This window comes from Streptomyces sp. Inha503 (assembly GCF_047215865.1).
Lineage (GTDB): Bacteria > Actinomycetota > Actinomycetes > Streptomycetales > Streptomycetaceae > Streptomyces > Streptomyces lycopersici.
The window spans coordinates 6,642,717-6,659,971 of sequence record NZ_CP178360.1 but is presented as its reverse complement, the minus strand read 5'-3'; the positions used below and the strand labels follow the sequence as shown (position 1 = coordinate 6,659,971).

Sequence of the window (17,255 nt, the reverse complement as noted above, 5' to 3'; positions counted from 1 at the left end):
GTGCCCCAGCATGCCCCAACCGGGCCCGGCTCAGGCCGGGTACGCGCGTCACACCCGGCGCGAAACCCCGGCCGGCCAGACGACGTCGACGGGTACGCCCGCCCCGCGCGCTTGACCCACCACGTCCGCCGTACCACCGCCCTTGCCGGAGGGCGGCCGCCCGTCCCACACCGCCACCAGCCGATCGGCCCGCTCCAGCAACACGGCGTTCGCCGCCTCGTACGCCTGTCGGTTCGCCGTCTCATGCGGCATCACCAGCACCTCGGCCGCGGCCTCCACCAGACGGTCGAAGGTCGCGGCGTGGTCCGGCTTGACCTTCGCCTGCCGGTAGTCCCGCGACGGAATCACCACGACCAGGCGGCCACCGGCCTTCAGGACCGCCTCGGCGAACACGCTGTCGCTGCCCTTCGCGATGCATGACACACCGACCAGGTCGGCGGGGTCGTAGCCGGCCAACAGTTTGTCCAGCTCGCCGCGGACCAGCGGCACCGACGCATCGGTGAGGTCCATGTGCCCGGTCACAGCGATCGTCGTCATCGGGGCGTGGCCTTCCTTGTCATGTGGTCAGCAGAGTGCGGATGCTAGAGGGTGCCATCGTTTCACCGTGTTTTACGCTGCCCGCATGCTTCGCGCAGTGGTCTTCGATGTGGGCGAGACCTTGATCCGGGATGACCGCGGATGGGCCGCGTGCGCGGACTGGCTGGACGTCCCCCGGCATACCCTCTCCGCGCTCGTCGGCGCGGTCGTCGCTCAGGGCCGCGACAACGCCGAAGCCCTGCGGCTCATTCGGCCGGACATCGACATCGCGGCCGAGCGAGCCGCGATGGATGCCGCGGGGGCGGGTGAACGACTGGACGAAGCCGATCTCTACCCGGATGTGCGTCCAGCCCTCGCGGCCCTCCGTGCGGAGGGGCTCCGCGTCGTCATCGCGGGTAACCAGACCGCGCACGTCGGCCAGTTGCTACGCGAGCTCGACCTCCCGGTTGACGAGATCGCCACCTCGGGCGATGGGGCGTGGCCAAGCCCGACCCCCGCTTCTTCGCCCGTGTCCTGGACCTCACCGGCACCCCGCCCGACGAGACGGTGTACGTGGGGGACCACCCCGCGAACGACATCCGCCCGGCAAAGGCGGCGGGACTGCGCGTCGCGCATCTGCGCCGCGGGCCGTGGGGCCATCTGTGGTCCGGCACCGCCGAGGCGGCCGCTGCCGACTGGCGGATCGACTCGCTGGACGATCTGGTACGGCTCGTCGCCGGATGACGCAACCGACCCCGCTGTCGCAAGGCCACTCGCTACCGTTCGGAGTGGACGCGCCGAACGGAGCACTGGTACGCCCACCCATCTCGGCAAGCGTGTGGCCTATCAGCGCCGCATCGCTCGTATGACGCAGCAAGAGCTGGCAGACGCCGCAGGCGTGCACATCGGCACCCTGCGAAAGATCGAACGCAACGCACGGGACGCCAGCGACAACGTGGTGGAGGCCCTCGCGGCTGCTCTCGGTGTCGATCCATCCCTCTTGCTGGGAAGCCGAGACCGGGCCGACGCCCGCGTGCACGCAGCGATGCCGTCCCTTTCGGCCGTCATCGCGGCGTACGAAATGCCGGACGACGGGCCGGTGCGGCAACTCAGCGAGCTGCGCGCAGCAGTGGACGAGGCAGTGACCTGGCGTCTGGCCTCCCAGTACGTCCGGATCGCCCACCACTTACCCTCGCTCATCGGCGAGCTGATGCGCGCCTTCCACCTCGCTTCGGCTGAAGAGAAGCCCGAGACCGCGGGCCTGCTCGTCGCTGCGCTCCGCACCGCTGACGCTGTGGCGTACAAGTACGGTGCTCTGGACCTGTCCGCCCGTCTGGTCGACCTGATGCGCTGGGCAGCGCCGCACACCGAAGACCCGCTGCTGGACGCCACCGTTGCATACGTTCGTACCGAGACCTTTTTCGCCGCCCGCGCGTTCGCCCCTGGGTTACGCGCGCTGGAAGCCGCGTTGGATCGCGCACCCACGAGTGAGGATGACGCGGCGACGGCAGCCCGAGGCGCCCTGCACATGCGCGCTGCTGTCATCGCCGGACGCGCCGGTCTCGTGAAACCGGCGGACAAGCACCTTGCGGAGGCCCGGCGCCTGGGGGACGCCGTGCCTGAGAGCATCTATCGAGGCACAGCGCCGAGCGCCGCAGCGCGTTCTACATCGAGGTGGCCCGTGCGCAATTGTGGTCGGGCCTGGCCCGCGATGCTTTCGAGTCGCTGAAGGCCGCGCGCCACATCGCTCCGCAGCACACCCGTGATCACCCGTGGGTGCGAGAGGACGCCGCAACGCTCCGCCGCCTGCGACGCGGAGATGCCGAGAGCTTGAGCAACTTCGCAGCGTGGTGTCACGCGGGTGAGTGACCCTGACTGACCCTCTCCGGGTCACTTGCCGCCCTTGCAGCGGAGAACCATCTACCTGTCCACACCGACCAGGCAGATGGGACAGCACCAGCTATGGCAGCCGACTCTCTCAAGTACGAACCATGGGCGCCACCGAGCGGCGCCGACGTGCGGATGGTCCAGGTCGGCCCGTATTGGGACGCCGTGCGGGCGCCCGAGGCGCTTGGGGAGCGGGTCCTGGCCCTGCTCGGTGGGGCGACCGGTGCCGTCATCGCCGACTACAACCTCATGTACTGGCTCATCCGTCCGGGGGCCGCACAGCACTGGCCGCGCATCCGGCAGGTGCAGACGCTCGGCACGGGCCGCCTTCAGACCTCGTACCTCGGTGTTCCGCCCATTGACCGGACCAGCGGGCCGTACGTGCACTGGCGCGTTCCGCTCGGGCCGGGGCGGTGTCTCACCGACGCCAATCGGCTTCGCGAGGCGCTGGTTCGGGCCGTCGTCGCCGAGCTCGGGATCAGCACCGGGGAGGAGGGACGGTGACCGGCGGTCGTCCGGGCGCGCAGCAGCCGCTCGCGGCAGTGCACGGCATCGAGATGCCGGATCCGGACACGCTGACCGGGCCCCAGTTGGAGGGCTGGGACTGTGCGCTGTGCGGGCGGCGGCTGATGGCGGATCAGTTGCTGGGGACGGTCGCGTGGAGCTGTGGCAGCAGGACGCGGGAGGTCGAGTTGTGGGTGTGTCGGCCGCTCTGCGTGTAGGGCGGGCCGGGGCCTGCCGGGACCCGCTTTACGCCGGGTACGCGTGGGTTTGTGTTGCCTTCAGGGTGGCCCAGACAGTGCCGCCCGGGTGGAGGGACAGTTCGGCTACCGCCGCCGTCGTGAGGTCGGCCAGGAGGGGGAGTTCGCCGGTGAGGTCGACGCGGATCTGGTCGCCGTGGGACTCCATACCGGCCACCTCCAGCCGCCACAGGTTGCGCGCGCTGGAGTCGGGGCGGTCGCGGTGGAGAGTGACCGCGGCGGGTGGGAAGGCGACGAAGACCGGGCCGGTGAGGTCCTCGGTGGTGGTGATGGTGGTGGTGCCGCCGTCGAGCGTCACGGTGTGGCCGTCGGCGCGGCCCTGGTAGAGGTTGAGGCCGACGAGGCTGGCGATGTAGTCGGTGCGGGGGCGGCGGGAGATGTCCGCCGGGGCGCCCTCCTGGACGATGCGGCCGTCCTCCACGACCACGAGCCGGTCGGCCAGCACCATCGCGTCCAGCGGGTCATGGGTGACCAGGACGGCCACCGCCTCGAAGTCGGCCAGGTGGCGGCGGAGTCCGGCGCGCACGTCGAGGCGGGTGCGGGCGTCCAGCGCGGCCAACGGCTCGTCCAGGAGCAGCAGCCGGGGGCGGGTGGCCAGGGCGCGGGCGAGGGCGACGCGCTGGGCCTGGCCGCCGGACAGGGCGCGGGGTTTGGCGCCCGCGCGGTCGGTCAGGCCCATCCGGTCCAGCCAGTCGGCCGCCTGCGCGCGGGCCTCCGCCTTGGGCACCCCGTGGCAGCGCGGGCCGAACGCCACGTTGTCCAGCGCGGTGAGGTGCGGGAAGAGCAGGTAGTCCTGGAAGACGACGCCGACCGGGCGGTCCTCGGGCGGCGTCCGCAGCCGACGCGACGGCTCCTCCAGGGTCCGGCCGTCCAGCCGCAGCGCCCCCTCGGTGAGCGGGGTGAGCCCGGCCAGGGCGCGCAGCGCGGTCGTCTTACCCGCGCCGTTCGGCCCGAGCAGGGCGACCACCTCGCCGGGCGCGGCGGTCAGCCGCAGGTCGAGCCGGAAGCCGCCCCGGTCGACGACGAGCCGGGCGTCGAGGCCGTCGGTGTGCGGCGCGGCCTCCTCGGTGGGGGAGGTGGTGTCCGTGTTGGTCATGAGGCGGCCATCCAGCGGTCGCGCAACCCGGCGAGGACCGCGATGGAGACGGCGAGGAGGACGAGACTGAGCGCGATCGCGGCGGCCGGATCGTTCTGGAGCGCGAGATAGACCGACAGCGGCATCGTCTGCGTACGGCCGGGGAAGTTGCCCGCGAAGGTGATCGTGGCGCCGAACTCGCCCAGCGCCCGCGCCCACGCCAGCACCGCCCCGGCCGCCACACCGGGCGCCACCATCGGCAGGGTGACGCGCCGGAACGCGGTGAAGCGCGAGGCGCCGAGCGTGGTGGCGGCCTCCTCGTAGCGCGGATCGGCGGCCCGCAGCGTGCCCTCGACGCTGATCACGAGGAACGGCATCGCCACGAACGCCTCCGCGACCACCACCCCCGCCGTGGTGAACGGCAGCGTCACACCGAACGCCGAGTCCAGCCAGCGGCCCACGATTCCGTTACGGCCCAGCGCGAGCAGCAGCGCCACACCGCCCACCACCGGAGGCAGCACCAGCGGCAGGGTCACCAGGGCACGCAGCAGCCGGCGGCCGGGGAAGCGGGCGCGGGCCAGCAGCCAGGCCAGGGGTACGCCCAGGACCAGCGCCACGGCGGTGGCGGCGGTCGCGGTGATCAGCGAGAGACGGAGCGCCTGCCACACCGCGACGCTGGTCAGCTGGTCGGGCAGGCTCCGCCAGGGCGCGCGGACCAGCAGCGCGACCAGCGGGAGCACCAGGAAGACCAGGCCCACGAGGGCGGGGAGCAGGAGCGGCAGCGGGACGCCCGCGCGGCGGCGGGGGAGGCGCGGGGTGCCGGGGCTTCGCCTTTTGCTGCCGCTCAGAACCTCCGTGAGGCCGGTTGCCCCCTCTGGCTCCGCCCCTGCCTTCGGCCCCGCCCCTGTGTTCCGCTCCGTCACGGCTTGAGGAAACCGGCCTGGCCGAGCACCTTCTGGCCCTGGGCGGACTTCACCAGGTCGATGAAGGCCGTGGCCGCCTCCGCGTTGGGGGCGTTCTTCAGCAGGGCGATCGGATAGTCGTTGATGGCCTGCTTCGACTCGGGGAACTCCACGCCCGCGACCTTGCCGCCCGCCGCCTTCACATCGGTCTTGTAGACGACGGAGGCGTCGACCTCCTTCAACTGCACCTTGGTCAGCGCGCCCTTGACGTCCTGCTCGTACGAGACCGGCGTGAGCTTGAGCTCGGCCGCGGTCAGCGCCTTCTGGGCCGCCGAGCCGCACGGCACCTCCTTGGCGCACAGCGCGACCTTCAGCCCGGAGCGGGTGAGGTCCTTGAGCGTCTTGATCTTCTTCGGGTTGCCCGGGAGGGTCGCGATCTCGAGCTGGTTGCGGACGAAGGTGGCCGGGGTGCCCTTCGCGTCCTTGGCGTCGGTGACGGTCTTCATGGTCTTCGGGCTCGCGGCGGCGAAGACATCGGCGGGCGCGCCCGAGGTGATGCTGGCCGCGAGGGCGTCGCTGCCGCCGAAGTTGAAGGAGACCTTGGTGCCGGGGTGCTCCTTCTCGAAGGTCTTGCCCAGCGCGGTGAAGCTCTCCTTCAGCGAGGCCGCCGCGAACACGGTCACCGTGCCGGACAGTTTCTCGGAGGAGGAACCGGAGCCGGACTTCTTGGAGGAGTCACCGGAGTCACCGGAGTCGTCGGAGTCACCGGAGGAGCAGGCGGTGAGCGCCACGGCGGCGAGCGCGAAACCGCCCACCGCACGGAGCGTCCAACGGGAACGGGAACGAGATAGGGAACGGGTCGTCATGGGGTCTGTCTTTCCCTCTCTGCGACTGCTGCCTGTGCCGCCGCCTGTGACTGTGCCGACCTCGGCGCGCGTGTTCACGGCGTTTCCACGACCACGTTGGTCGACTTGATCACGGCGACGGCCGGAACGCCCGGCTCCAGCTTCAGCTCCTCCGCCGACTCCCGGCTGATCATGGACACCACGCGGAACGGGCCCGCCTGGATCTCCACCTGCGCGGACACATCGCCGAGGATCACCTCGGTGACGATCCCCGAGAAGCGGTTGCGGGCCGACGAGCCGGGGTGGTCGCGGTCCGTGCCGCTGGCGACCTCGCGGGCGAACGCGGCGAGCGCCGGGCCCGGGATGATCCGGCGCCCCTGCTCATCCCGTTCGGCGGTCAGCCGTCCGCTGTCGACCCAGCGCCGCAGGGTGTCGACGCTGACCCCCATCAGGGCCGCGGCCTCACCGATCCGGTACGTATGCATCCGCCGATGGTAGCGCCGCATCTGCGAGCTGGTACATGCCGATCAGGTGGTATCCGTCCAACGATTTGGGTACGGAGGCTGGCATCTGCACAAGCAGCAAGGGGCAGCGTTCGCGGGCGCTAGGGCTCCTCGTCCGCGTCGTCCGCCGGCTCGTCCAGCTCCGCCAGCTCCCCCAGCGTCACCGGCGCCGCGAACGGCCGTGCCGAGAGCGGCCGCAGATCCTCCGCCGTGGCCGGGCGGCCGGTCAGCGACGCCGTGACGGCGGCGACCGCGAAACCGCAGATCCGGCCCTGGCACCAGCCCATCCCCGGGCGGGCCAGGAGCTTCATGGTGCGGGGGTCCTCGGCGCCGAGTTCGGTACGGGCGCGGCACAGCTCCCCGTAGGTGACCTCCTCGCAGCGGCAGACCACCGTGCGTTCGGTCAGCCGGTCGGTCCACCCCTCGGGCACGGGGTAGGTGCGGTGCAGCGCGGCGGCGAAGGCCCGGCCGTGGCGGACCGCGGCGCTCAGCCGCCGTACGGCGCGCGTATCCACCGGCAGCCCGTGGGCCGCCGCCAGCGACAGGGCGGCCAGCCGTCCCTCGGCGACGGCCGGCGCGGCGCCGCCCACGCCCGTGGTCTCCCCCGCCGCCAGGACGCCCGGGACGGTGGTGCGCTGCCGGGCGTCGACCACGGCGACGAGGGAGCCGTCGAGGTCGCGCCGGGTGGCGGCGCCGACCATCAGGGGCAGTTCGAGGGCGGGGGTGAACCCCCAGCCCAGCGCCACCAGATCGGCCTCGATCACCTCGCCGCCGTCGAGCCGCACCCCGCGCACCCGGTCCTCGCCCAGGATCTCGGTCACCGCGGCCCGGGTCCGGTACGGGATGCGGTGGCGGGCCATCAGCGCCGCGTACCGCACCGCCTCGGCGGACTTGGCGGGCGCCCGTACCGCCCCGTCCAGGTGGCGCAGCCAGCCGTGCGCCGGGTTGGCCTCGCACACGGCGAGGACCCGCACCCCCGCCCGCGCCAGGCCCGTCGCCACCGGCAGCAGGAACGGGCCCGTGCCCGCGACCACCGCCCGGCGCCCCGCCGCCACCCGATGCCCCTTCAGCAGCGCCTGGACGCCTCCGGCCGCCATGACCCCGGGCAGCTCCCAGCCGGGGAGCGGCAGTTGGCGGTCGTACGCGCCGCAACAGAGCACCAGCGCACCGGCCCGCACCCGGTCCCGCTCGACGGGGGCCGTGTCGTACGGACCGTTCAGGCGCAGGGTGAACGGTCCGCTGTCCGGGCGGGCGCGGTCGATCAGCCAGACCTGGTGGCCGGGGAGGTAGTGGAGACGGCCGAGGTGGCGCTGGTGGTCCAGCCGGGCGCGGAGGCGGGCGAAGAGCCGCCCGTGGTGGTGGCGAGGGGGCGTTGAGCGCTCGTCGTGGCGCCAGTACTGGCCGCCGGGCAGGCGCCCGGCGTCGATGAGCACCACGTCCAGGCCCGCCTCGGCGGCCCCGACGGCGGCGGCGAGCCCGGCGGGACCCGCGCCCACGACGGCTACGTCGTACGTCGGCCGATCAGTCGCCATAGCTGCCACCACCATCGCCATCGCGGCCATCACCGTCGCCATCGCGGCCATCACCGTCGCCATCGCGATCGCCATCACGATCACCGCCGCCGTCGCGATCACCGCCGCCATCGCCATCGCCCTCCGCCGACAGCCGCATCCCGTCCCGTGCCGGGACCAGACACGCCCGCTGTCCTGGGCGCCCGTCCACGGTGATCAGGCAGTCGAAGCAGACCCCGATCCCGCAGAACAGCCCGCGCGGTCCGCCCTCGCGCCGCGTGGTCCGCCAGGCCACGATCCCGGCGGCCACCAGCGCCGCGCCCACGCTCTGGCCGGGCAACGCGGTGACCGTCGTGCCGTCGAAGGTCAGCCGGTACGCCGACAACCCCGTGCGCTCCTCACTCCCCGCGTGGCTCATCCGCACCGCCCTCCTCGAACCGTTCCGGGGCGAACGGCGTCAGGTCCAGATCCGTCGCCTCCCCCGTCAGCGCCTGCGCGATCAGCTTCCCCGTCCCCGCCGCCAGACCGATCCCCGCGCCCTCGTGGCCGCAGGCGTGCCACAGCCCGGGGGCGCGCGGGTCGGGGCCGATGACCGGCAGATGGTCGGGGCAGTACGGCCGGAAGCCCGCGTACACGCGCATCGCCCGCACCGACGCCAGCATCGGGAACAGCCCGATCGCGCCCCGGGCCAGCGCCCGTACGGCGGCGGGGGACGGCCGCCGGTCGAAGCCGACCCGCTCCCGGGTGGAACCGATCAGTACCGTGCCGCCGCCCGTGCCCTCCACGACCGGCGACACCTGGAGCTCCGCGTCCGAACTGGCCACGGCGTCCACGTAGTCGGCCGCGTAGACCTTGTGCCGTACGGTCGCGGGCGGCAGTGGTTCGGTGACGAGGACGAAGCCCCGGCGCGGCAGCACCGGCAGCTCGACGCCCGCGAGCACCGCCACCGCACCGGCCCAGGTGCCCGCCGCGTTCAGGACGGCGGGGGCGCTGACGGTGCCGTGGGGTGTCCGTACGCCGGTGACCGGGGCACCCGCGCCGCCTCCCGGGGTGACCGGGGAGCCTCCCACCGGGGTGACCGGGGCGCCCGCGTCCCCTCCGCCCGAGGTGACCGGGGAACCCGTACGCCGGAGGAACCCCACCGCCTCCGTCCCCGTCCGCACCACCGCCCCGCGCCCCCGCGCGAGCCGCAGCAGGTGGGCCGCCGCCAGCATGGGCTGCACCTGGGCGTCCTGCGGATACAGCGCGCCCCCGGCGGCCTCGCGGGTCAGCCGCGGTTCGAGGGCGTGGAGTTCGGCCCCGGACACCTCCCGTACGACGACCCCATGGGCCCGCTGCCGCTCGGCCAGCGTTCGCAGCGCGCCCAGGGCGGCGGGGGTGGAGGCGACCACCAGCCCGCCCTTCCGCTCGAACTCCCACCACTCGCCGTACGGGGCCAGGTCCTCGCCCCACACCTGCCGCGAGTACCGCGCGAGCTCCAGCTCCGGGCCCGGCTCCTTGTCCGACACCAGGACGTTTCCCTCGCCCGCGCCCGAGGTGCCGCCCGCGATAGCACCCCGGTCGACCACCACGACCCGCAGCCCGGCGAGGGTGGCGAACCAGGCGGCGGCCGCGCCCACGACTCCGGCGCCGATGACGACGAGGTCGGCGGTCTTCGGCAAGTCCTGGGAGGCCGATTCCCACCCGTCCCGAGTCATGGGCCACCCGCCCACAGCCCGCGCACATGGCCGATATGGCGATGCGTCATGGCCTCGGCGCCGCGCGCGTCCCCCGCCTCCACGAGGTCGAGAAGAGCGTGGTGTTCGGCCGCCGACTGGCCGAGCCGCCCGCCCTCCAGCAGCGGGATGAGCCCCAGCAGCCGGGTCTGGGAGCGGAGTTCGGAGACCACGTCCACCAGCCGCCGGTTACCGGCGTAGCCGAGCAGGGTGAGGTGGAAGACCCGGTCGGCCTCGATATAGCCGATGAGGTCGCCGCGTTCGGCCGCGTCCACGATCGCCTGGGCCAGCCCCCGCAGCGCGGGCAACTCCCCGGGCGGGATACGGGGGACGGCCTCCCGTACGGTGGGCGGCTCGATGAGCAGCCGGATGGAGGCCAGGTCGTCCAGATCCTGCTCGGAGACCTCGGTGACCCGGAACCCCTTGTTGGGCACCGAGACCACCAGCCCCTCCTTCACCAGGTCGAGCATCGCCTCGCGGACGGGTGTGGGGGAGACGTCGAAACGGGCGCCGAGGGCGGGCGCCGAGTAGACGGCGCCGGGGGCGAGTTCACCGGAGATGATCCCCGCCCGCAGGGCGTTTCTGACCCGGTCGCGCAGGCTTTCGCGCTTGCCGAGCGGCTCGAGGCTGGAGCCGCGGCCACGGGGAGCGGACCCGGTCATGTCTCAACCACCATCGATCTCCCCTCTCTACACCAGGAACCCGGCCGGGAACGGATCCTCGGGGTCGAGATGGAACTGCGCGGTGCCGGTGACCCACGCCCGCCCCGTGATCGAGGGCACGACGGCGGGCAGCCCCGCCACCGTGGTCTCCTCCAGCAGCCGCCCGACGAACCGCGTCCCGATGAACGACTCGTTGACGAACTCCTCGCCGAGCCCCAGCTCACCGCGTGCGTACAGCTGCGCCATCCGCGCGGAGGTGCCGGTCCCGCAGGGGGAGCGGTCGAACCAGCCCGGGTGGATGGCCATCGCGTGGCGGGAGTGGCGCGCCGTCGAACCCGGGGCCTGGAGGTAGACATGGCGGCAGCCGGTGATGTCCGGCCGCTCGGGGTGGTGCGGCGGGTCCTGCGCGTTCACCGCGTCCATGATCTTCAGCCCGGCGGTCAGCAGCTCCTGCCCCGCCGCCCGCTCGAAGGGCAGCCCGAGGGCGTCCAGCTCCACGATGGCGTAGAAGTTGCCGCCGAACGCGATGTCGTAGCGCACCTCGCCGAAGCCGGGCACCCGCACCGTACGGTCGGTGGCCTGGCAGAACGCCGCCACGTTCCGGATCGTCACCGAGGTGGCTGCCCCGTCGCGCACGGCGACCTCCGCGACCACCAGGCCCGCCGGGGTGTCCAGGCGGATGGTGGTGACCGGCTCCCGCACCTCGACCATCCCGGTCTCGACCAGCACGGTGGCCACGCCGATGGTGCCGTGGCCGCACATGGGCAGCACCCCGGACACCTCGATGAAGAGCACACCGTGATCCGCGTCCGGCCGGGTCGGCGGCTGGAGGATGGCCCCGCTCATCGCGGAGTGGCCGCGCGGCTCGTACATCAGCAGGGTGCGCAGATCGTCGCGGTGCTCGATGAACCACTGCCGGCGCTCGGCCATGGTCGCGCCGGGGAGCGTCCCCACCCCGCCGGTGACCACCCGGGTGGGCATGCCCTCGGTGTGGGACTCCACGGTGTGCAACACCCGCCGCGACCTCACGAACGCCCCCTCGATACCGCGACCCCCACCGACGCGGCCCTCACCGGTACCCCAGCGCGAGCACCGTCTCGGTCTCCCTGACGACGCGCGCCGCCACCTCCCCGGCCAGCCGCGAACGCGGCGGGCGGCAGGATCCGCCGCGCAGCCCGGCGAGGTCCATGGATGCCTTGATGGCCTGGACGAACTCGGTCCTGGAGTCCCAGCGCAGCAGCGGATGCAGCGCGCGGTACAGCGGCAGCGCCTTCTCCAGGTCCGCGCCGACGCCCGAGGTGGCGAGCCGGTACAGCTCCACGGTGGCGTCGGGAATCGCGTTCGGATACCCGGCGATCCACCCCACGGCCCCGGCGAGCCCCAGCTCCAGCAGGACGTCATCGGCGCCGATCAGCAGGTCAAGGCCGGGGGCGCGCTCGGCGATCTCGTACGCCCGCCGCACATCCCCGCTGAACTCCTTGACCGCCACGATCAACCCCTCCCCATGCAGCTCGGCCAGGAGCTCCGGGGTGAGGTCGACCTTGGTGTCATGGGGGTTGTTGTACGCCACCACCGGCAGCCCGGCGCGCGCCACCTCGCGGTAGTGGCCGACCACGGCCCCCCGGTCGGCGCGGTAGCTGTTCGGCGGCAGCGCCAGCACCGCCCGCGCCCCGGCCTCCCCTGCCTGCTCCGCCCACCGCCGGCTCTCCAGCGCCCCGTACGCCGCCACCCCCGGCATCACCCCGAACCCCTCGGGCGCCGCCTCCACCGCCACCCGCACCACCCGCGCCCGCTCCTCGTCCGTCAGGGTCTGGTACTCCCCCAACGACCCGTTGGGGCAGACCCCGTCACAGCCGTGCTCGGCGAGAAACCGCACATGGGCGGCGTAACCCTCGTAGTCGACCGACAGTTCGTCATCGTCCTGGAACGGAAGCGCCGTGGCGACATGAACGCCATGCCAGGGCGCGGAGAGATCGGGCATGCGGAACCTCCTGGGGGAGGGGACCAGACCACCGGATTTCCTCTTGACGATAGCAGTGCAATGTCACACCGCACAGTGGCCCGATCCGCCTTCTTAACCCCTGTCCCCTACGGCCGTTATCTCCTACGGGCCGTTACCCCCTACGGGCCGTTATCCCTACGGCCGCCGGGCCGTGCGGCTCCCCAGGTGGGCGACGACACCGGAGTGGAAGCGGTCCACGGCGTCGTCGACACTGCGGATGAAGCCGGACTCGGCATTGCCTCGGGCGCTGCCCATGCCCTTGAAGAGGGACAGCCGGAACCCGGTGATCCGGGCGCCGCCCTTGGGGAGCATGTCGGCCGGTTCGGGGCGGAGCCGCTCGAGGGTGCCGCGCGGGCCGCCGCCCTGCCCCTCGACAAGGGTCTCCACATGGAGGTCGGCCGGAGCCTCGGCGAGCTGTCGGACCAGGCGCTTGGCCCAGCTGAGGGGGTAGCCCTGGTCGGGGGCCGGAATCTCGATGGAGGTGCGCAGCTTGCCGGTGCGCAGATCGGCGACGATCGCGAGGATCCCGGAGGCGCCCTCGATGCGCAGCTCGGCGTAGAGACGGCCCTCCTCGCAGAGCCGGTCGGCCATGGCCGCACGACGGGAACCCTGGTCGGTTCCCCGCCTGGCGCGCTGGACGGGCAGGACCTTCTGCCCGAGTTCACCGCCCAGCCGCAGACAGACCTGGCGGATGAGCCGGTCCCAGCTCTCGACCACGTCGGTGGCGCGCTGGTCCCCCTGGCACAGGGTCTCGTTGTCGATGCCGTTGCGCACCGGCACCCAGGCCGGGCCCATGTTCTGGAAGCCGTGGCAGCCGGAGTTCTCGTGCTGGAGGTAGTGGAGCAGTTCCTGGAGGAGCCAGGCGTGCGCGGTGTTGCCGACACCCTCGTGGCGGATCAGCGTCTGGGCGTGGTGGGCCACCTCGGCCCAGGACAGATGCCACAGCGCCACCTTGTGCTTACGGCGTCCGTCGACCTTGACGTCGACCAGTGGGCTGCCTTCGAGAGCGACGTCGTTGGACAGCGTGATCACGGCCTCGTAGCCCCGCCGGGCGGCGATGTCCATGTAGTCCTGGACCTGCTCGGACTTGAGCGTATTGCCGTTGGTCTTCGTCTCCACCAGGGCCGTCCAGAGTTTCCCGGCCCGTTCCACGCGGATCACGCCGTCGGGGCGCTTGGGGGCGTTGCCTCCGTGCGGCAGGGAGACCTCGGTGAAGGTCTCCATACGGCCGGCGGGGGCGCCGAAGGCCGCGGTGAGCCGACGCCCGAACTCGGGCACCTGCGTCATCACCGACAGCAGGACGGACGTGGCGCGCGTTTCCCGTTCCCGGTCGTATCGGAGCGAGGAAACCGGGAAGAGCCGAGCCGCCCGCCACGACTCGTTCTCCGCCAGCGACTTCCTGGCGACCTTGGGAAGCGTGACCTTCTTCTTCGCCGTACGAGGGCGGCGGGCCGTAGCCGGTGCGGACTCCTCGCCGGTCACCCCGGCCGTGGGCGCCGCCGTCCGCGCGGGGATGCCGGGCGGGCCCTCGGCCCCGGGCGCGGGCGCCTGCTCCGCCGCCTCCGGCGCGGCGTCCGCCACCTTGTCGGCGGTCGCCTCGTCAACCGGCACCTCGTCGGCCGTCGCCTCGTCGGCCGTCTCCTCGTCGGCCGCGTCATCGTCGATGTCGATGCCGAAGTCCGTGGCCAGACCGGCCAGTCCGGACTCGTACCCCTGCCCGACGGCCCGGAACTTCCACTCCTCGCCCCGGCGGTAGAGCTCGCCGAAGATGAACGCGCTCTCCACATCGGCGTCCTCGATCGAGAACCCCAGCAGGGTCTCGCCGCCCCGGTCCGCGAGGGTCACCCGCAGGTCGCCGAGATCGCCGAACCTCGCCCCGCCGTACCGGCTGGCCGCCACGACGATCCGCTCGACGTCCGCGGGTGCCGCCGTCAGATCGAGGCTGATGCGGTCCTCGCTCCCTTCGGCGGTCGGCGTCTTGCCCAGCAGCTGCACACTGCCATCGGCGGCGGCCGGGTTGTTGTAGAAGTAGAAGTCCGCGTCGCTGCGGACTTTGCCATCACCGTTCAGCAGCAGCACCGAGACGTCGGCGTCCCCGTCTCCGGTCGCCGAGCTCCAGTTCAGGCTGAGGATCACGGAACCCGTGTCCTCGCTCAGAGCGGCCAGGCCGACATTGCCGCCCTTGATCATCTCCCGCATGGTTGGTCCCCCCAGAAGACAGCCGCCTCGGACCCCCCGAGCGGCCTCCGCATCGCTATGCGTCACGCTCCGCACATGTTGCGTGAGCGAACTGAACCTTAGCGCCCGAACCACGCGTTTCGGGAGGTCATGCGCCGATTGGCACAGTCCGCGACTCCCGGAAGTCACCGAAAGCGCACAGGAGTTCACAGCGCGAACTGTGCGGTCTATACCTTTTGCGGGTGTGGCCCATTCTGTCGCCAGGAGTGGTGAACGTGACTACTATTCACGTTGCTTCGGCCCGGTCCCACGGCTTGTCAGGTGGCTCATCTTCCGAAACGGGGACTGCTCTTCGTCTCTTGTCAGCCAGGTCACCGGCGTGAAAGGCTCGGCCCGCCCCGTAAGGGGAATCCCCAACTCCGAGGCATCGCTGTGCTGTTGGCTGACCACCCCGCGGCCCGTTTGTGAGAGGGTTGCCCCCGGCGGGGGCGCCGCTGTTCGTGAGTGAGGAATTGCCTCCATGCCCGACCACTCATCTCCCAGGGAATCGCCCGGGGACGGCTCCCCGACGCGCCACGGGGTCGCCGAGGCGCCCGGCGAGGATGTCGATGGCGCGGCCTCCGCCACGGCGTTGCTGGGCGCGTACTGGGACGCGGTCGCCGATTACGCGGAGCTGTGCACCACCACCCCGGAAGACGGGATGCGGCTCGCCACCGAGGCGTTCCGGCGGGGCATCCGGGAGACCCGCAACCGCCGCACCCGGGGCTTCGGCAAGCGCCTCCCGTGGCTTCCGCTCTTTCTGACCGCCGTACGGAAGACCGCCGCCGAGTGGGACGCCCACCGGCACGGGGACCGGCTCAACCCGGAGTTGCGGACCTGGCTGGCCTCCGACCTCGCCGCCCGGTTCGCCGCACCGCCCCGCGACCAGCCGCTCGCCCTGCGCGCGCTGCGGGACCTGCCGGAGGCGGACGGGGAGCTGCTGTGGCTGGTCGAGGTGGAGGCACGGTCCACGGAGGCGGTGGCCCGGCAGCTGGGGTACGACCCGGAGTACGCCACCGAGGAGATCGCCCGGGTCCGCGCGGCCTTCCGCGAACGGTGTCAGCGCGCCCATGTGGACACCCTCACCAACGAGGAGTGCCGCAGCTACGCCAAGCTGCTGGACGCCGCCACCCGGGCGCCCGACTCGCCCTCGCCCGCCGACCTGTGGCAGCACCTCGCCCGTTGCCGGACCTGCCGGGACGCCGCCACCTGCATGTATGTGGACGGCGCCGGGCTGCCCGGCGCGCTGGCGGGCGGGGTCATCGGCTGGGGCGCGCACCTCTACCTCAAGCGGCGCCGCGCGCTCGCCGAGCGGGCCCCGGGCGCCAAGCCGAGCGCCCGCGCCGCCGCTCCCACCGCGCACGCGGTCCGCGCACCGCTGTGGGAGCGGCTGCGCGACCGGGTCCTGGACGTGGTCGGGGCGCGGCGGAGCAGACGGGCCGGTGGTGTGGAGGGCAGAGCCGGCGCGGGCGGGGCCGATGGGGCGAGCGGGGCTCGTTCCGGGGGGCACCGGGTCGTCCGGAGCCACGCCGCCCGCCGCCGGTTACGCCGAGCCCGTACGACCGTCATCCTCGCGGTGATCGCCGTCGTCGCACTCGCCGCACTGGTCGCGATGACCAGAACCGCCGCCGACTCCGACAACCGGACCGGCGGTTCCACGGGCCCCGAGGTGACCCCCGGCAGCCTGGCCCCCGCCACCTCCTCGCCGTACAACCCCGGCGCCCCGGCCTCCCCCAGCCCCTCGAAGAGCGAGGGCGGGCAGGACGGGAAGGGCTCGGGCAAGGGGCACCAGAAGAAGCCCGGGCGCTCCCCCGGCCCGTCCTCCTCGTCCGACAAGGGCGACTCCGGCCCCGGCTCCGCGTCCGGCCATGGCGGCGAACCGCCCTCCGACGACCGGAAGCCCGGCGACGACGCCGACTGCACGGCCCGTTTCCAGCTGGTCAACGAATGGCCCGACGGCTTCCAGGCCGCCGTCACCCTCACCTCCCGCGAATCCCTCAATGACTGGCGGGTCACCTGGACCTTCCGCGACTCCCAGCGGGTGACGCAGATGTGGAACGGAGAGTTCACCCAGCATGGCTCGAAGGTGACCACCACCCCGGCCGACTACAACAAGCGGGTCAAGGCCGGTGACTCCCTCTCCGTGGGCTTCCTCGGCTCCTGGAGCGACGGCAACCGCCCGCCCGGCTCCTTCACCCTGAACGGCCGCCCCTGCGCGAGCTGACGGCGCGCCCTCCACAACCACCCCGCACCACTGCGCACCACCCGGATGGCGGAACAAGACCTCCGCCCCCGGGGGAATCCATCTCGGAATGAGCAGTGTCCTCAGCGGCATCGTGACCCTGCCCCCCGACGCCCCCGCCGGGCGGGCGGCGCGGGTGGTGGTGGAGGTGCGCAACGTGTCGCGCTCCGACACCCCCGAGTCGATCGTGGCCGCGCAGGTCCTCACCGATGTGCCGCTGAGCCCGGGCGGCCATGTCCCGTTCAGCGTCACCGTCCCCGGTGAGCTCGTCCCCGGCGACAACTACGGGCTGCGGGTCCATGTGGACGTCAGCGGCTCCGGGGTACTGGAGGACGGCGATCTGGTCAGCGCCGAGGCCGGCCCCGTACCGGCCGGATCCACCGCGGGTCTGATCGCCCCGGTCACGATCGTTTGAAG

At 72.7% G+C, this 17,255-nt stretch carries 16 protein-coding genes and 2 pseudogenes; 6 read left to right on the top strand and 12 right to left on the bottom strand.

Features of this window, described 5'->3' with window-relative positions; genetic code table 11:
* Positions 1-48 precede the first annotated feature (48 nt).
* Positions 49-537, bottom strand: coding sequence for a hypothetical protein (locus ACJX2R_RS27775; RefSeq protein ID WP_413102371.1), 489 nt, complete (start codon positions 535-537; stop codon positions 49-51).
* A gap of 85 nt (positions 538-622) precedes the next feature.
* Between ACJX2R_RS27775 and ACJX2R_RS27770 the strand changes: the two are divergent.
* The 4 genes and pseudogenes from ACJX2R_RS27770 (at position 623) to ACJX2R_RS27755 (ending at position 3,125) form a co-directional block, all read left to right on the top strand.
* Positions 623-1,260, top strand: a pseudogene (locus ACJX2R_RS27770) (HAD family hydrolase).
* Positions 1,261-1,381: 121 nt separating this feature from the next.
* Positions 1,382-2,245 (top strand): helix-turn-helix domain-containing protein, encoded by an 864-nt coding sequence (locus ACJX2R_RS27765; protein ID WP_413102370.1) that lies wholly within the window; start codon positions 1,382-1,384, stop codon positions 2,243-2,245.
* A 233-nt stretch (positions 2,246-2,478) separates the two neighbouring features.
* On the top strand, positions 2,479-2,907 hold the full coding sequence (locus ACJX2R_RS27760; RefSeq protein ID WP_413102369.1) for a hypothetical protein: 429 nt from the start codon (positions 2,479-2,481) through the stop codon (positions 2,905-2,907).
* Positions 2,904-3,125, top strand: a complete 222-nt coding sequence (locus ACJX2R_RS27755; RefSeq protein WP_413102368.1) for a hypothetical protein — start codon at positions 2,904-2,906, stop codon at positions 3,123-3,125. Before ACJX2R_RS27760 ends, ACJX2R_RS27755 begins: the two co-directional genes overlap by 4 nt.
* Positions 3,126-3,153: 28 nt before the next feature.
* On the opposite strand, the gene ACJX2R_RS27750 is transcribed toward ACJX2R_RS27755, so the two are convergent.
* The 11 genes and pseudogenes from ACJX2R_RS27750 to ACJX2R_RS27700 all read right to left on the bottom strand — a co-directional run bounded on the left by ACJX2R_RS27750 (position 3,154) and on the right by ACJX2R_RS27700 (position 14,569).
* A complete protein-coding gene (locus ACJX2R_RS27750; protein WP_413102367.1) occupies positions 3,154-4,260 on the bottom strand; it encodes an ABC transporter ATP-binding protein in 1,107 nt (368 codons plus the stop codon).
* Positions 4,257-5,087, bottom strand: coding sequence for an ABC transporter permease (locus tag ACJX2R_RS27745; protein WP_413105957.1), 831 nt, complete (start codon positions 5,085-5,087; stop codon positions 4,257-4,259). The genes ACJX2R_RS27750 and ACJX2R_RS27745 overlap by 4 nt, the downstream gene beginning before the upstream one ends.
* A gap of 71 nt (positions 5,088-5,158) precedes the next feature.
* Positions 5,159-6,007: a molybdate ABC transporter substrate-binding protein gene (modA, locus tag ACJX2R_RS27740; protein ID WP_413102366.1), complete on the bottom strand. Its 849-nt coding sequence runs from the start codon at positions 6,005-6,007 to the stop codon at positions 5,159-5,161.
* 74 nt (positions 6,008-6,081) lie between these two features.
* Positions 6,082-6,471: a TOBE domain-containing protein gene (locus ACJX2R_RS27735; RefSeq protein ID WP_166484036.1), complete on the bottom strand. Its 390-nt coding sequence runs from the start codon at positions 6,469-6,471 to the stop codon at positions 6,082-6,084.
* Positions 6,472-6,590: 119 nt separating this feature from the next.
* Entirely contained in the window at positions 6,591-8,132 is a 1,542-nt protein-coding gene (locus tag ACJX2R_RS27730; protein ID WP_413102365.1) for an NAD(P)/FAD-dependent oxidoreductase, read from the bottom strand.
* Positions 8,128-8,418 (bottom strand): annotated as a pseudogene (locus ACJX2R_RS27725) ((2Fe-2S)-binding protein); the annotation flags it as partial. The gene ACJX2R_RS27730 and the pseudogene ACJX2R_RS27725, both read right to left, overlap by 5 nt.
* Positions 8,399-9,697, bottom strand: coding sequence for an NAD(P)/FAD-dependent oxidoreductase (locus tag ACJX2R_RS27720; RefSeq protein WP_413102364.1), 1,299 nt, complete (start codon positions 9,695-9,697; stop codon positions 8,399-8,401). The gene ACJX2R_RS27720 and the pseudogene ACJX2R_RS27725, both read right to left, overlap by 20 nt.
* On the bottom strand, positions 9,694-10,377 hold the full coding sequence (locus tag ACJX2R_RS27715; protein WP_413102363.1) for a GntR family transcriptional regulator: 684 nt from the start codon (positions 10,375-10,377) through the stop codon (positions 9,694-9,696). The genes ACJX2R_RS27720 and ACJX2R_RS27715 overlap by 4 nt, the downstream gene beginning before the upstream one ends.
* Before the next feature lie 27 nt (positions 10,378-10,404).
* Positions 10,405-11,406, bottom strand: a complete 1,002-nt coding sequence (locus tag ACJX2R_RS27710) for a proline racemase family protein (RefSeq protein ID WP_413102362.1) — start codon at positions 11,404-11,406, stop codon at positions 10,405-10,407.
* Between the two features lie 40 nt (positions 11,407-11,446).
* The gene (locus ACJX2R_RS27705) at positions 11,447-12,358 is read right to left on the bottom strand and encodes a dihydrodipicolinate synthase family protein (RefSeq protein WP_413102361.1); all 912 of its coding nucleotides are present in this window, start codon (positions 12,356-12,358) and stop codon (positions 11,447-11,449) included.
* Between the two features lie 156 nt (positions 12,359-12,514).
* A complete protein-coding gene (locus tag ACJX2R_RS27700) occupies positions 12,515-14,569 on the bottom strand; it encodes a TerD family protein (RefSeq protein WP_413105956.1) in 2,055 nt (684 codons plus the stop codon).
* A 508-nt stretch (positions 14,570-15,077) separates the two neighbouring features.
* On the opposite strand from ACJX2R_RS27700, the gene ACJX2R_RS27695 reads away from it, so the two are divergent.
* Together ACJX2R_RS27695 and ACJX2R_RS27690 are read left to right on the top strand one after the other, a co-directional pair.
* A complete protein-coding gene (locus ACJX2R_RS27695) occupies positions 15,078-16,820 on the top strand; it encodes a cellulose binding domain-containing protein (protein ID WP_413102360.1) in 1,743 nt (580 codons plus the stop codon).
* A gap of 88 nt (positions 16,821-16,908) precedes the next feature.
* Entirely contained in the window at positions 16,909-17,253 is a 345-nt protein-coding gene (locus ACJX2R_RS27690) for a hypothetical protein (RefSeq protein WP_262705273.1), read from the top strand.
* Positions 17,254-17,255: the final 2 nt, after the last annotated feature.